This window comes from Actinomyces gerencseriae DSM 6844, from assembly GCF_000429265.1.
Classification (GTDB): Bacteria; Actinomycetota; Actinomycetes; order Actinomycetales; family Actinomycetaceae; genus Actinomyces; species Actinomyces gerencseriae.
In genome coordinates this window covers 104779-119225 of sequence record NZ_AUBN01000009.1, presented here as the reverse complement: position 1 = coordinate 119225, position 14447 = coordinate 104779, and the positions used below count along the sequence as shown (strand labels likewise).

General features: G+C 70.3%; 13 protein-coding genes. All 13 read right to left on the bottom strand.

Annotated elements, in window-relative coordinates; translation table 11 throughout:
• Positions 1-164: 164 nt before the first annotated feature.
• Positions 165-1589 (bottom strand): branched-chain amino acid transport system II carrier protein, encoded by a 1425-nt coding sequence (gene brnQ / locus G448_RS0103595; protein WP_034494227.1) that lies wholly within the window; start codon positions 1587-1589, stop codon positions 165-167.
• 68 nt (positions 1590-1657) lie between these two features.
• The gene (dapF, locus tag G448_RS0103590) at positions 1658-2620 is read right to left on the bottom strand and encodes a diaminopimelate epimerase (protein WP_026406871.1); all 963 of its coding nucleotides are present in this window, start codon (positions 2618-2620) and stop codon (positions 1658-1660) included.
• Between the two features lie 10 nt (positions 2621-2630).
• Positions 2631-3632, bottom strand: a complete 1002-nt coding sequence (gene miaA / locus G448_RS0103585) for a tRNA (adenosine(37)-N6)-dimethylallyltransferase MiaA (protein ID WP_026406870.1) — start codon at positions 3630-3632, stop codon at positions 2631-2633.
• A 10-nt stretch (positions 3633-3642) separates the two neighbouring features.
• Positions 3643-4329: a type III secretion system chaperone family protein gene (locus G448_RS0103580; protein ID WP_026406869.1), complete on the bottom strand. Its 687-nt coding sequence runs from the start codon at positions 4327-4329 to the stop codon at positions 3643-3645.
• Entirely contained in the window at positions 4326-4805 is a 480-nt protein-coding gene (locus tag G448_RS0103575) for a YbjN domain-containing protein (RefSeq protein ID WP_026406868.1), read from the bottom strand. The genes G448_RS0103580 and G448_RS0103575 overlap by 4 nt, the downstream gene beginning before the upstream one ends.
• 135 nt (positions 4806-4940) lie before the next feature.
• The gene (locus tag G448_RS0103570; RefSeq protein ID WP_026406867.1) at positions 4941-6002 is read right to left on the bottom strand and encodes a CobW family GTP-binding protein; all 1062 of its coding nucleotides are present in this window, start codon (positions 6000-6002) and stop codon (positions 4941-4943) included.
• A gap of 73 nt (positions 6003-6075) precedes the next feature.
• On the bottom strand, positions 6076-6624 hold the full coding sequence (locus tag G448_RS0103565) for a hypothetical protein (RefSeq protein WP_026406866.1): 549 nt from the start codon (positions 6622-6624) through the stop codon (positions 6076-6078).
• Entirely contained in the window at positions 6621-7451 is an 831-nt protein-coding gene (locus tag G448_RS14960) for an ABC transporter ATP-binding protein (RefSeq protein WP_034494226.1), read from the bottom strand. Before G448_RS14960 ends, G448_RS0103565 begins: the two co-directional genes overlap by 4 nt.
• A gap of 1 nt (position 7452) precedes the next feature.
• A complete protein-coding gene (locus tag G448_RS0103555; protein WP_245572168.1) occupies positions 7453-8820 on the bottom strand; it encodes an ABC transporter permease in 1368 nt (455 codons plus the stop codon).
• 5 nt (positions 8821-8825) lie between these two features.
• Entirely contained in the window at positions 8826-10115 is a 1290-nt protein-coding gene (locus G448_RS0103550; protein WP_026406864.1) for an ABC transporter permease, read from the bottom strand.
• Positions 10116-10149: 34 nt separating this feature from the next.
• Positions 10150-11418 carry a DUF2318 domain-containing protein gene (locus G448_RS0103545; protein ID WP_026406863.1) on the bottom strand — a complete coding sequence of 423 codons (1269 nt, stop codon included), beginning with the start codon at positions 11416-11418 and terminating at the stop codon, positions 10150-10152.
• 244 nt (positions 11419-11662) lie between these two features.
• Complete coding sequence (locus G448_RS0103540; RefSeq protein WP_026406862.1) at positions 11663-12280, bottom strand: iron transporter; 618 nt, start codon at positions 12278-12280, stop codon at positions 11663-11665.
• A gap of 126 nt (positions 12281-12406) precedes the next feature.
• Positions 12407-14395 carry an FTR1 family iron permease gene (locus G448_RS0103535; RefSeq protein WP_245572167.1) on the bottom strand — a complete coding sequence of 663 codons (1989 nt, stop codon included), beginning with the start codon at positions 14393-14395 and terminating at the stop codon, positions 12407-12409.
• Positions 14396-14447 lie beyond the last annotated feature (52 nt).

The following is a 14447-nucleotide window of genomic DNA, read 5'->3' as shown; positions in this document are numbered from 1 at the left end:
CATCAGGTCCCCACGACCGATCGGGGCGCCGCCCCCGCGCGGGCACTCGAAGCGCTCGCGGAACCGGTGCTCGATGGGCGACGGGAAGGGCCCGAGCCCCGGGACATCGATTCCGCGGCTCGCGGCCCGGCTCCCCGTTTCCCGTCCCCGGCCCGAGACCGGCCTCAGTCCCGGCGAGCCGGCTCCACACCGGTGACGGCCCGCTCGACGTCCTCGGCGGCGTCGGACAGGTCGCCGGCGGGCGTCGCCCAGCGGCCCGCGCGCACGTCCAGGGAGGCTCCGAGGGCGAGGGCGAGCAGGGTCGGGGCGATCCATCCCGTCGAGTCGTTCCACACCCCGGTCCGCGCCAGCAGCGCGCTCGGGGCGCCCCAGCCCGCCTCGGACAGGGCCGAGACGAGGCCGAGGGCGCTGGCCACGGCCACGGGCCACGTGTAGGCGGTTCGCAGGCGGCCCGGCGCGACGACGTCGACGATCGTCGCCGCCACGAGCGTGATGGTGATGGGGTAGAGCAGCAGCGTCAGGGGCGAGACAATCATGATGATGACCGCCAGGCCCAGATTGGACAAGATGAAGGAGCACCCGGCCCCGGCCACGAGGTGGCGCGAGAAGGTCGCCCTGGGAAAGGTCGCGTAGGCGTAGCCCGCCCAGGCGGACAGGAGCCCGATGCTCGTCGTCAGGCAGGCCAGGACCACGATCGCCGCGAAGACGACGACGCCCGTCGACCCCAGGGCGTTCATGGCCGCCGTCCGGAGCAGCGCCGTGCCGTCGTCCGCGGCGCCGTCGGTCCTCGCCCCGATCATCGCCAGACCGATGTACACCGCGGCCAGGCAGGCCGCCGCGATGATGCCGGCGCCGGCGGTGTTGCGCACGATCCGGCCGGTCGAGCTGATCCCGCGGGAGCGCAGCGTCTGGATGACGACGATGCCGAACACCGTCGCCGCCAGGACGTCCATGGTCAGGTATCCCTGAGTCAGTCCGGTGCTGAAGGGGGAGACCGCGTACGGGCCCGTGGCGACGCGGTCGACGTGGCTGACGGCATCCGCCTTCGCCACGGTTGCGATGCACAGCACGGCGATGAGCACCAGCAGCGCCGGAGTGAGCCAGCGCCCGATGCGGTCGGCCATGCGGCTGGGGCGCAGGGCGATGAGCACGGAGACGGCCAGGAATACCGCGGCGTGCACTGGAAGCACCCACCGGCTCGGGTCCAGGCCGAGCAGCTCCAGCACGGGGCGGGTCGCGAGCTCGTAGGCGACGGTCACCACTCGCGGTATCGCGTAGAGCGGCCCGATCGACAGGTACACGGCCGCGGGCGCGACCATGCCGAAGCGCCTGCCCGCACGGCGCGCGAGCCCGAGGATGCCCTCACCAGAGGTGGATACGGCGATGACGGCGGTCAGCGGCAGGAGCACTCCCGTGATGAGGAATCCCGCCATGACCTCGGGGAGACGGTCGCCCGCCGAGGCGCCGAGCACCGGTGGGAAGATGAGGTTGCCCGCGCCGAAGAACAGGGCGAACAGCATGAGGCCGGTGACGATGGTCATCCCGATGCGACCGGTGGCGGCCTGATCGGTTCGTGCTGATCGGTTCATGGTGCTCCGTCCTCGGTCCGGGCTCGGGCAGGGTCGTCGTTCAAGGAAGATGCTCGCAGGTGGCGGGATCAGGAGACGGTCGCGCGTCCGGTGATCGCGGCGGGGCCGGTCAAGAGCACGGTGGAGCCCTCGGCGAACGGGTCCGCGCCCACGTGGACCCCGATCTCGCCCCCGAGCACCTGAAGCAGGTAGTCCTCGGGCGCGTCGCCGCCCTCCCACACGTGCAGGGCCACGGCCACGGCGCAGCAGCCGGTCCCGCATGAGCGGGTCTCCCCCACACCGCGCTCCAGCACTCGGACACTCGCCCGGCCCACCCGGTCGCCGGTGGCGGAGTCCGCGTCCCCACCCATCGGCACCACGAGCTCGAGGTTGGTGCCGGCCATCGGCGCAGGGTCGTAGACGACCGGATCCCCCGAGTCCGTCAAGCCGGCGAAGTCGGCGGCACGAAGCTCGTCCTCGTCTCCCAGGGCGACCACGGTGTGCGGGTTGGGCATGGAGATGGACAGGGCGGCGCGCTCCCCCTCCAGGCCGGGAACGACGACGACGGTGTCCCAGCCATCCTCCTCGGCATCGGCCAGGGCGCCGACGGGTCGTATCGGGCGGGCCGGCCCCATGTCGACCGTCCACAGGTCGCCCACGCGGGTGATGGCGCGCGCGCCCCCGCGGGTTCCTATCGTGACGCTGTCGCCGTCGGCGATCGAGCGCAGTCCCTCGGCGTCCAGGACGGCGGCGAACAGACGTGAGGCGTTGCCGCACATCTCCGCTACGGAGCCATCGGCGTTGTAGTAGTCCATGAACCACTCCGCCTCGGGCACGGCCTCGTGGAAGCCCTGAGCGCCGGGCAGCGACCGGGTGCGCACGACCCGCACGAAGCCGTCGGCCCCGAATCCGGCGCGCCGATCGCACACGGCGGCGATATCGGCGGCACTCACGGAGACCTCCCGCTCGGGGTCGACGAGCAGGAGGAAGTCGTTCTCCGTGCCGTGGCCCTTGATGAGCTCGCGGCCCGCGAGACGCGAGGCAGTAGTCATGGGCCCAAGCCTAGGCGACGCGAGCGTGCGCTTCGTCCGCCTGGGCGACCAGCCGGACCGCCTGATGCGTCACGCTCCGGCGCTGCCCGGGTTCCCACCGTCCGACGGAGTCGACGACCGCATCGAGCCAGTGGATCCGCGGGTCGCGGCGGAACCATTTGAGCTGGCGCGAGGCGAGACGGCGCGTCGCCCGGGCCGTGAGCTCCACCGCGTCCGCCTCGGTGATCCGCCCCCGGAGCACGTCGATGGCCTGGGCGTAGCCGATGGCGCGCGGTGCGGTCGTTCCCTGGTCCAGGCCCGCCGACATGAGCTCCTCGGTCTCATCCATCAGGCCCGCATCGAACATGGCGACGGCGCGCGCATCGATGCGCGCGTCCAGGGCGGCGCGATCGACGCGCAGCGCCAGGTGCAGCGTCGGCACGAGATCCTCGTACCGGGGCAGGGTCGCGGAGAAGGGCCGACCGGTGACAGCCAGGACCTCCAGGGCGCGCACGATCCTGCGCGTGTTGGTCGGCTCGATCCGCCGTGCCGAAGCGGGATCCGCCTCGCTCAGCTCCTCCCAGAGCCGGTGCGCGCCCTCGCGGCGAGCGCGCTCCTTCAGGGCGTCGCGCACGAGCGGGTCGGTGCCGGGGAACTCCAGGGCATCGGTGACCGCGCGCACGTACAACCCCGAGCCGCCGACGATGACGGCGCGGGCGCAGCGCGCCTCCATGCTCTCAAGATCGGCGCGCGCGCGGCGCTGGTAGGCGGCGACGCTGGCGTCCTCGCGCACGTCCAGGACGTCGATCTGGTGGTGGGGGTAGCCGCGGCGCTCGGCGACCGGCAGCTTGGCGGTGCCGATGTCCATGCCGCGGTAGAGCTGGGAGGCATCGGCGTTGAGGATCTCGATACCGCCCGCGTCCGTCGCGGCCCGACCCTCGCGGGTGAGCGCATCGGCGAGGTCGAGCGCCAGATCCGACTTGCCGGTGGCGGTCGGGCCGACCACGGCGACACGGACAACGGACGGGGTCACCGCACCGCCCTCACAGCTCGGGCAGGAGGGGACGCACCAGGCTGAGAGCCTGCGTGCACGATGACAGGGCGGTCTCCAGGTGAAGGCGCAACTGGGTATCGGTGACCCCCGAGCTGAGGTCGATGAGGTAGGTGGCGCGCACCATCGAGCCGGAGGGGGAATCGATGATCGAGACCGTCGGGAAGAACTTGTCCCGGTTCCAGTCGTTGACACTGGAGGCGAGCTCATCGCGCAGGCCCTCGCTGACGGGTTCCTCCCAGTCCCCGGAGACCAGGAGCCAGCCCTCGTGGCCGTCGGGGATCTCGATGACGAAGGGATAGGAGTCCCACGTGCCGAGCAGGCACGGGTGCCCGGACTCCGCGTGGCGCTGCACCCCGTACCCCATGGTCTTCGTGATCATCGTCTCCATGCGGTCCAGCGTGAGCTCACTGGTGGTCTCGGCCTCCTCCTCGGGGCGGGCAGCGGCCCCGACGACCTCCTGGGCGGTGGGCTCGGGATCGTCCTCGGAGCAAGCATCCTTCGCGTGCGCGGTCGCAGGGTCCGAGACCGTGCGCGGTTCTCGGTCGTCGCGGTCCACCGGGCGGGCGACCGGCGCCTCATCCGCCGAGCGCGGTGCCTCGTCGGCGGGTCCGGAGGGCGCGGCAGGACCCTGAGGCTGCCCCAGGAGTCTGGCGAGAAGATCGCTCAGGCGGCTCATGGATCAAGCCTGCCGCGCAACGGGTCCGGGAAGAGGTCCTCGGCCTCCCGCATGAGCGCGACGATCAGACGGCAGCCGGTCAGGACGAAGTCCTCCAGCTGGGCGTCGGTCATCCCGGCCTCAAGGGGATAGGTGACCTCGCCGTGAAGACGGACGACGCCGCCGTCGGCGATGGTCAGGTAGGCCTTGGGGCCGATGCGAGTGGCATTCCACTCCTCAACCAGCTTGCGCAGGGCGGTGAGGTGCTCGGTGTCGGCGATTCGGTGCCACACGCCGCGCAGCTGCAGGGCACGGGTGTCCTGGAAGATGGCGTGGACGGTGACATAGCGCCAGGGGATGCCGATGTCGCCCTCGTCGTCGAGGAAGAAGCGCAGACCCAGCTCACGCACGCACGCCATGATGCGGTCGACGTCCACCGGCGCGGGAACGGTCGGAGCAGAGGCGTCGGCAGCGCTCATGGGCTTGGAGCGGGTCATAGATCCAGCCTAACCGTCCTGACCGGCGTCGCGGAGTTCGCAGGCCATGGTGGGGGCCACTCTCGCCGCGAGCGGAGCCGGGAATCGGACCTGATGGATCGGCGCTCGAGACGGTACATCAGCTCGGACGGCGGCTCATATGCCTCGGCTGCGTCGGCGTATGCGATCCAGGCGGGCCGCATGGGCGGGGACGGGCGGTCGCCCGGCGGGCCTCAGCGCATCCTCCAGGCGGGGGCGCACGTCATCGCCGAGGTGAGCTCCGATGGCGACCAGCCCCAGTCGGGTGTCGCGCGTCGACCGTCCGGCTTCCAGGTGCACCTGCCCGGCGACAACGTTGACGACCATCCGCCGTGCTCCGAGGGGGGCCTGCGACCAACCGGTGCCGGTGGCGACGTCGAGGACGCCCTTGAGCCGGTAGGCGTCGGCCGGCGGGCTCTCCAGCAGATCGGCCAGGGGGCCCGGCGAGACGGGCAGCGGGGCGGCAACGGTGAGGGAGTCGGCATGAGCGTGGTGACGGTCGCCGTGCGCCTCGGCGCGCGCCAGCCGGGTGAGCTCGGCCAGGGGCAGCTCGTCCGGGGGCGCGGTCTCCTGGGCCACGTCCATCACCAGGAGCGGGTCGATTCGACCGCGGTCGGCCTCGATGACGAGCGCCCGCGGATTGCGCGAGCGGACACGGCGGGTCACACGCGCGCGGACGCGGTGACGCTCGTCGGCGCCGAGCAGGTCGGTCTTGGTCACGACGACGAGGGTCGCGGCGCGGTAGCGCGCCGGTGGGGCACCGCTGGCGCTGTCGGCGGTGCGCTCGTCGTTGACCGCATCGACGACGTCGATGAGGCCCGCGTAGCGCACGCGACGCGACCCCGCCGAGCGCAGGAGCCTGACCAGGTTGGGCGGCTCGGCCAGTCCCGAGGCCTCGATGAGGATGGCGTCCAGGTCGGGACGGGCCGCCGTCAGGCGCTCCAGGGCGGTCTCCAGCCCACCGGCATCGGGCATGCAGCACAGGCAGCCGCCCGCGACGGAGGCGGGCTCGTCGACTTCCCCGGTCACAAGGGCGGCGTCGACGTTGATGTCGCCGAAGTCGTTGACGACGACCCCCAGGCGGGCCCCCGGGGTGCGCAGAAGGTGGTTGAGGAGCGTGGTCTTGCCGGCCCCGAGGTAACCGGTGAGTGCGATGACTGGGACACGGGGACGGCCCACTCGGTTCCTCTCCTGTCTCCGGAGATCGGTGCGCGGGCGGACCGCTCCCGGACCGCCGGGGTCTCTGGGTGCGCTACTGAGGGGTGGACGCGGTCGTAGCGGCCGCGGTACGGGCTTCGACGGCGATGGCGTCAACGGCGTCGTTGTAGGCGGCGGAGGTCTTGGAGGCGCCCGCGAGCGCGGTGACGTGGGCGTCCTCCACGCTGCGGCCGACGACGGCGCCATCGATCTCCTGGGAGAAGTCGTTGATGTACTCGTCGGACCTGGATGCGAAGGGGTGCCCGGTGATGCTCACCCCGGTGATGTATCCGGACTCCAGCGTCAGGGAGACGTCGATCGAGTCCTCCTCGATGATGCCGTCGACCACGCCGTAGGACTCCGACTGCGTGTAGGTGCCGTCGGCGTAGGGACCTCCCGTGGGGCTCGCGGCCGCGGCCGCGGCCTCGCTCGCCGGCGCAGCGGAGCGGGTCGGGTTGGCGGTCTGCGCCCTGCCCGCGTACTCGTCACTGCCGGGGGTCGCGCCCCGGCCGCCGCAGGCGGCCAGACCGACCACCGCCAGGGCGGCGCCCGCCGCTGCGACGGATCTGCGCGTCATGAGGGCTGCTGCGATGCGCGCGCTCACTCGTGCTCCTCCTGGTTCTCCTCCTGATCCCGCTCGTCGGCGGGGCGGGAGGACGCCGGTTGCCCGGGGGGCGCCTCGTCCTCGGCTCCGTCCTCCGTCGCGTCGCTCCGCTCCGCGGGGGCGTCCCCGCTGAAGTCGAGCATGCTGCGCTCGCGTCGGGTCTCCCCGGTCCCATTGGTCCTCTCCCCCACGAGCCTACCGTGGTTGAGGAGGATCTCGCGCTGGGCGTTGGAGGCGACATGGGCGTCATGGGTGACGACGATGAGAGTGGTGCCCTGCTCGTGAAGACGATGGAAGATGTCGAGGACGAGCTGTTCATTGGCCTCGTCGAGATTCCCGGTGGGCTCGTCCGCGAGGACGATCTCGGGATGGTTGATGAGGGCGCGGGCGATGCACACCCGCTGTTGCTCGCCCCCGGAGAGCTGGGACGGCAGGTGACGGGCGCGGTCCCCCAGCCCCACGTTCTCCAGCGCCTCCATGGCCTCCTTCTCATCGGTCATGGAGTGGTAGTACTGCGCCACCATGACGTTCTCGATGGCCGTGAGGTGCGGGATGAGATGGAACTGCTGGAAGACCAGTCCGATGACGTTCTTGCGGATATCGGTGAGCTGGGAGGCGTTGAGGCGTCCGAGCTCGCGCCCGTCGAGGGTGACCGTGCCCTTCGTGGGCGTGTCCATGCAGCCGATGATGTTCATCAGGGTGGTCTTGCCCGACCCCGAGGAGCCGACGACCGCGAGCCACTCCCCCCGCTCGACGTCGAGACTGAGGTCGTCCACGGCGTGGAGCTCGCCGTAGATCTTGTAGACGTGGGACAGCTGGAGCAGCATGTCATTCCTCTCTCAGGACGAGCGCGGGGTCGATGCGCGAGGCTCGGCGCACCGGGGAGTACGAGGCGATGACGGCGACGACCGCCGTCATGAGGACCGCGAGCACCGCCAGCCACCAGGTGAAGCCGATGGTCTGCCCGAAGACGCCGACGGCCACGGCCACGGCCAGGCCGTACCCGACCGCCGTGCCGATGACGCCGCCGACGGCTCCGAGAGCGGCCGCCTGGGAGTAGAACTCGAGGCTGATCGCACGCCCGGAGGCCCCCAGGGCCTTGCGCAGGCCGATCTCGTTCCGCCGCTCGGAGACGATGACGGTCATCGTCGTGGACACGCCGACGAGGGTGAGTGCGAGGACGACGAGCGAGACCACCCAGAAGAGGGTGTTGAGCATGGTGATGATGCGAGTGTCGCCGGAGGTGATCTTGGAGACCGGCTCCGCCTGGATGCCGTCGTGGGAGGAGTCCACGGCCTCGACCACGGAGGGCATGGGGGTCGAGGAGGTGTCCACCGAGTACTCGACGACGTCGTACCCGGCATTCGCGACGCCCGTGAGGGCGTCCACGTCCGCCCCGTTCGCGTAGATGATGTCGTCCTCATCGCCGCCGGTGTCCACGATGCCGGCGACTCTCCACTCGACCTGGTTGGCGGCGGTCGAACCGTCCGAGCCCGAACCGGGGGTCGCCCCGCTGGAGCCGGTCGGGGCGGCGGTCGGGATCGCCGTGGGAACCGCGGTCGGAGTCTCGCCGGAGGCTGCTGCGCGAGTCGGGGCGGGGGCCGCGGAGGAGGGCGGGGGCGTCCCACCGGCGGCGCCGGAATCGCCCGCGACGAGCTGCAGGTTGTCGCTGGAGAGGTACTCGGCGCTCACGCGGGACCCGACCGTCAGGGCGGCGGCATTGGCGACGTCGAGGCCGACGAGCACCTCGCCCTGGGTCGGCCAGTCGCCCCGGACCTCCCAGTGCCCGTTGAGGGTCCTGACCCGATCGGTGTCGATGCCCGCCACCATGTACGGGCTCTTGTTGATGCGGACCGTCTCGTAGCGGTACGAGGCGGTGGCCACCTCATCCGCCGCGGTGCCGGTGGCCGCGGAGATGGCGCCGGTGGCGGCGTCGACGGCGTCCTGATCGACCCGTGCGGCACTGCCGTCGGCGGAGACCGGGACGACGATGAGATTGGCGCCGAACTGGCGCATCTGGGCGCTCATCTGCCCGGGCACGGCCAGGCAGACCGCGGCGAGGCAGAACAGCGTCGCCGCGCCGACAGCGGAGGACAGGACGGCCACTAGCACCCGGCTGCGGCGCCGAAGCATGGAGCCGAGGAGCATGGTGACGAACATGCGTCGGTTCGTCATGGGACGGTTCTTGCGGGGCACGCGTCTCACCTCCGGTGCAGGGCCGTGGCCGGCTGGATGCGCAGGATGGACCGCATCGAGGAGGCGGTCGCCAGCAGGAGGACGACGGCGATGAGCAGGGTGACCAGGACGAACACCATCGGCCGCATGGTGATCGTCGAGCCGAAGACGATCTTCCCGATCACCTGTGACAAGCCGGAGCCGACCGCGGAGCCGACCGCCAGGCCGACCACTCCGATCACGGCGGTCTCCCCCAGGATCAGCCTGATGACGGAGGTCGAGGAGGCGCCGATGGCCTTCAGGAGGGCGAACTCGCCCGTGCGCTCCACGAGGGAGGCGGTCGTCAGCGAGGCGACGGCGAGAGCCGCGGCCACGAGGGACAGTCCGGTCATGAGGATCATGAGCGCCTGAGTCTTCTCCAGGACGTTGCCCTCGACGGCGGCCACCTGACGGACCTGCTTGGCGACCGAGCCGGTGACGACCTCCTCGATCTGGTAGGCGATCGAGGACGGGTAGGCGGTGCAGTACCAGGTCTCCCAGTCCGCCTGGGACAGGAGCTTGGGGTTCGCGGCGGCCTTGCGGGACAGCTCGTTCTCCGGGGTGGTCAGGGCCTTGACCTCGATCTTCGCCACCTGCCCGGCGTGATCGGAGAGGTCCTGCACGACGGCGAGGGGGGCGTAGAGAGTCTTGTCGTCATCGTCGCCGGAGGTGTAGACGCCGGTGACGGTGAGCTCCCTCGTGCCGGTCGCACCGGCCAGGGCGACGGTGTCCCCCTCGTGAACGCCCAGCTGAGAGGCGAGCTTGGAGCCCACGACCGCCTCATCGGCGTCGTCCGCGGGCCAGGATCCCTTGAGATCCCACCAGGAGCGCAGGGTGGTCACGCCCGCGGTCACGCTCTCGCCGGTCGATAGCGACAGGTCCTTGTTGAACCAGGTGCCGTTGACGCGCACCGTGCCGCCATCGGTCGAGCCGGAGGACGCATCGAGGCGCGCGGTGAGCGACGGAGCGAAATCGACGATGTTGTACGCCCAGAAGATCGTCTTGATGTTGCCGACCTCGTCCTCCTTGAGGAAGGAGGTCGGCTCGGACTCGCCGCCGGTCTCGTACAGGCCGGAGACGACGGCGTCGGCCTTGGGCTGGACGACGATGTTGGAGCCGTACGTGGTGAGCTCGGCGTTGAGCTTGTCGCCCACGTCGAGGACCACGCCGAGCATCGCCACCGAGATCGCGGTGGACAGGGCCACGGTGAGCGCGATGAGACCGCGGCGACGCGGCTGACGGGTGAAGGAGCGGGACAGGAGCCGGGTGAAGAACATCAGCACTCCTCCTGAGGACGAGCAGGGCGACGGGTCATGCGAAGATCTTCGCCGACTGGTCCAGAGCCGAGGTGGGGACCATCAGGCTCCCGCCGTCGACCGTGAAGTCGATCGGAATCGGGTTGCATCCGCCCTTGAAGCCGATGGTGGCCGGGTTGATGGCGACGTCGCAGCGTTTGCAAATGATCTTGCCGTCCTTCTCGAAGTAGCCGGCGGGACCGCAGTTCTCGCAGGCGTCGAGGCCCACGCCGTAGGCGCCCCCGTTCTTGAGGATCGTGATGAAGCGGACCTCCGTACCGCTCGCATCGTAGGCGAAGCGGTGCAGGTGCCCGTCGCTGATGTCCGCGAGGGCGACGACGGCGTTGCCGTCCGCGATCTCGTAGGGCTCGGGCGGTGAGAGCGTCGGCACTTCGTTGACCTTGGCGACCGCGACGGTGCGGGTCGCCACAAGGGCCCCGAAGCCGAGCGCGGAGGCCAGCACCCAGCGGCGGGAGCGGCGGCGCTCGGCGACCTCGTGACGCAGGCGGGCGGGGTTGGGCTGCTCGGGCACTCGGCGCAGCGTGGCCGCGAAGGCGACGAGCATGGGGACGAGGAGGACCGCCGCCGTCAGAAGCAGGAGCAGGCCCTCGGAGTTGTTGGTCAGCCAGACCACGACGCGGAAGGCGCGCCCATGGAACTGGACGCGGTGCGTGGCGTGGAGGAGCGAGGCCAGCGCGGTGATGTGGGCCACCACGAACAGCAGGCCGAAGACGACCACCGTGATGCGGGTGAGGATGACGGGCGAGCGCCGGCAGGCCCGGTAGTAGATGAAGGCGAAGACGGCGATGGCGGCCCAGGCGCACAGGAAGCCGAGGACGCGCAGCAGCATGTCCGAGGTGAAGATCGCCTCACCGGGCTCGATGAAGGCCGTGAGCTGAAGGATCGTCTCCGGCACGGCGCGGAAGAATGCGAGTGCGAGGGTGAGGCAGGCGACCGCGTTGGCGACCGGGGCGAAGCGCCCCTCCCAGCCCCGGGAGGGGCGGACGACGAGCGCGACCAGCACCGCGAGCATGACGACGTCGGTGATCACGCAGGCCACGAGCGTCGGGATGTTGACCGCTGTGCGAGAGGTGATGACAACCGTGGCGCGCAGCGCCGCGAAGACCGCCCCGGCGGTGAGCCCCGTGGCGGAGGCGATCAGGCGGCGGCGGCTCGCACGCGGCCATCCCTCGGGCCGAGGCGGCCCGAGCACGACGGCGAGAGCGGCGTAGAGCAGGAACGGCAGTGTCATCCCGCCCACAACGGAGACGAAACGTGCCAGCATGTCCGATCAATCCCTTCAGGTGCTGTGCTGCTGCTGTGCTGCCCACTTGTCCGACTGCCTATGAGCCGTCTCGACGGCGGGATGCGGCCGACCGAGCGGGATCGGCCCCGGGCTGGCCCCGGATGCCGGCCGCGCCGGAGCGCGGCCGGCCCGCAGACCTCCCGGAGCCTCGCCCCACGTCAACCCGAACCGCCAGGTTCGCGACGGGTGGCGGGCGCCCCGGCTCGCGTCGGGACCTCGCGACTCACCACTCGTCCGCCGTGTAGTCCCAGTCCCGGCTCAGCTCGATGGGCTCGGTCCAGAACCGGCCCTTGACACCGGTCTCCTCGTCGACATGGAGCATCCAGCCATTCTCGGCCGGGGAGTGGATCTTCAGGGTCAGGGTGTACTCACCGGCGCCGGGCAACTTGATATTGGCCCCGTAGTGCGGACCATCGGAGGCGTTCATCTGCATGAACGTGCCCTCGGAGACGGTCTCGCCGCTGGACTTGTTGACAATGGTGTAGTCCACCTTCAGGCCGGGGACGAAGTCGCCCACCCCGTAGCCCAGGTCGTTGTCCGCGTGACCGGTGATATCGGCCTCCAAATGGACCGAGGCGTCGGCGGCCTTCAGCCCCATGCCGGCGGGCTCCATGTCCACGGGCTGGAAGTAGACGACGGAGACATTGAGCTCGTTGACGCCGTTGTTACCGGGGGCGGGCTGGTCGTCGCCGACGGGGTACTCCTGGAAGCCTGCGCCGGAGTCCTCCGCCTGCTCGGTGGCCGAGTCGGCCGGCTTGTTGGAGCTGCAGCCGGCCAGGCCGATGCTCCCGGCGAGGACGAGGGCACCGATGGCGCTCACGAGCTTGAGTTTGGTACGCATGAGAGTTCCTTGCTGGTGGTGGGACGCGACGTCGGGCGACGGGCGTCGGTCTCCCGGCCGGGTTCCAGGACCGGACCGGAAAGTTCGAAGGATGCGCCGGCGATCGGCCGGAGCACTCGATGGCACTCAGTCCTCCTCGCCCGATGAGGAGGAGGAATCCGAGGAGGGATCGTCGGGCAACGTCGCCGTGCCCTCCGAACTCCCTGGGCCCTCCGAATCCGCTGAGTCATCCGAGTCATTCGCATCCGCGGCCGGGGCACTATCGGCCGACGGGGCGGACGCGACCACCTCGGACGCCCCGTTCTCCTTGTCCTCCTTCGCCACCGCCCCGACTCCGTCATCACGGCGCCGGCGCACCGCGGAGACGATGAACAGGGCGATGACGACAATGGCCATGACCACCTGAGCGACCACGGTCTGCTTGTACGGGTAGAGCCCGAGGTAGTCGTACGTGGGCCAGCCGGGCACATAGGAGGCGGGCACGACATCGCCCTCGACGAGGGCGTGGACGCCGCCGCCCGCGAAGATGACGACGAGGACCGCCATGATGACACTGGTGATGGCGAAGAAGGGGCGCAGCGGGATCTTGACGCTGGTGAAGCGGATGAGCAGGAAGATCCCCACCAGGCAGACCGCGGCGGCGGCGAAGCCCTGCCAGATGCCTGCCGATCCGGAGGGGTTCATGGTGAACAGGGCCTCGTAGAACAGGACGGTCTCCGCGCCCTCGCGGAAGACCGCGAGGAATGAGAGGGACGCCAGGGCCCAGAAGCCCCCGGTGGAGATCGACGCCTTGGTCCGGCCCTTGATATAGGCGTTCCAGGAGGACGTGGAGGACTTGGACAGCATCCAGTTGCTCATGTACAGCAGCATCGCCATGGCGACGAGTGCGACGACGCCCTCCAGGACCTCCTGGTGGGAGTCCGCGGAGTCGTACAGGACGGCGAAGAGGAGGGCGACGACGCCGGACCCGGCCAGACCCAGAAGAATGCCGGCGTAGATGAACTTGACGCGGTCCTTCATTCCCGCCTTGATCAGGTAGGCGATGATGGCCGCCACCACGAGGATCGCCTCGAGGCCCTCGCGCAGCAGGATGATGAACGCCTGGCCGAAGGAGCCGGTGAGGAAGGCCTTGATCGGGTTGACGCTCGCCGCGGCCCCGCCGTCGAGAATGGCCGCGTCCTCGGTGAGCATGCTCTTGAGGCTCTCGGCGTCGGCGGTCACCTCCGAGTCGTCCGCGCCGTTGATCATCGCCTGGCGCACGACCTTGAACTGATTCTCCACCTGGGAGACGCGGTTGCCGGATATCGCCGCCATGACGGTCTTCTCGAAACCGAGCTTCTCGTAGTACCCGTAGTAGGCCTTGTTGACCAGGTCGGCGCCGGCCCGGCCGTCACCGCCGGTCGCCTTGTCCACGGCCTGGTCGATCAGCGGGGTCATCTCGCCGGCGACCTCGGTCCAGGTGCGGCCCTGACGGCCCTCGTTGACATCTTTCCTGTTGGCCTCGATCTCGGCGCGCTCAGTGGCGATGGTCGCCGCCTGGGCGGCCGCGTAGTCCCGAGGGGAGGCCAGGGAGCCGGTGGCGTCGAGCGTGGTGGCGGAGTCGGTGAGGGAGGTCTTGAGGGAGGCCACCGCGGCGGCGATCGCGGCATCATTGCCGGTCGCGTAGGCCTGGGTGCGCAGGTCCGTGAAGGCCTGCTGCTGCGCCGTGGCGGTGTCCTGGCCGATGGTGCTCTCAACCACGTTTCCCATATTGGAGGCGCTGTAGCTGATCGAGTACGCCTTCTGGAACGTCGCGGCAGCACCTGCGGTGTTGCCGGACTGGTACTGCGTCAGCGCCTCGTCGAGGTCGGAGGAGACCGCCGTGGCCACAGCGCTCCAGGTGTCGTAATCGGTGTTGGAGGAGCTCTGGGAGGCGCCGGCGCTCGGGGTCGCCGGCGCCGACTCATCGGCACGGGCGCCGCCGGCGGATCCCAACGGGGAGAGGATGCCGAGAAGCAGCAGAAGGACCGCCGCCAGGGCGACAGGCGCTCCCGAACGATACGCGGAGTCGTCCGAGGCCGAGTGGGCCGGACGGGAAAGGGGGGAACGGCTGTAGGACATCAATGCGGCTTTCACACGACACGGATGGGCACCGGGACCGGCGCCGCGGCATTCGTGCATTAGGTTA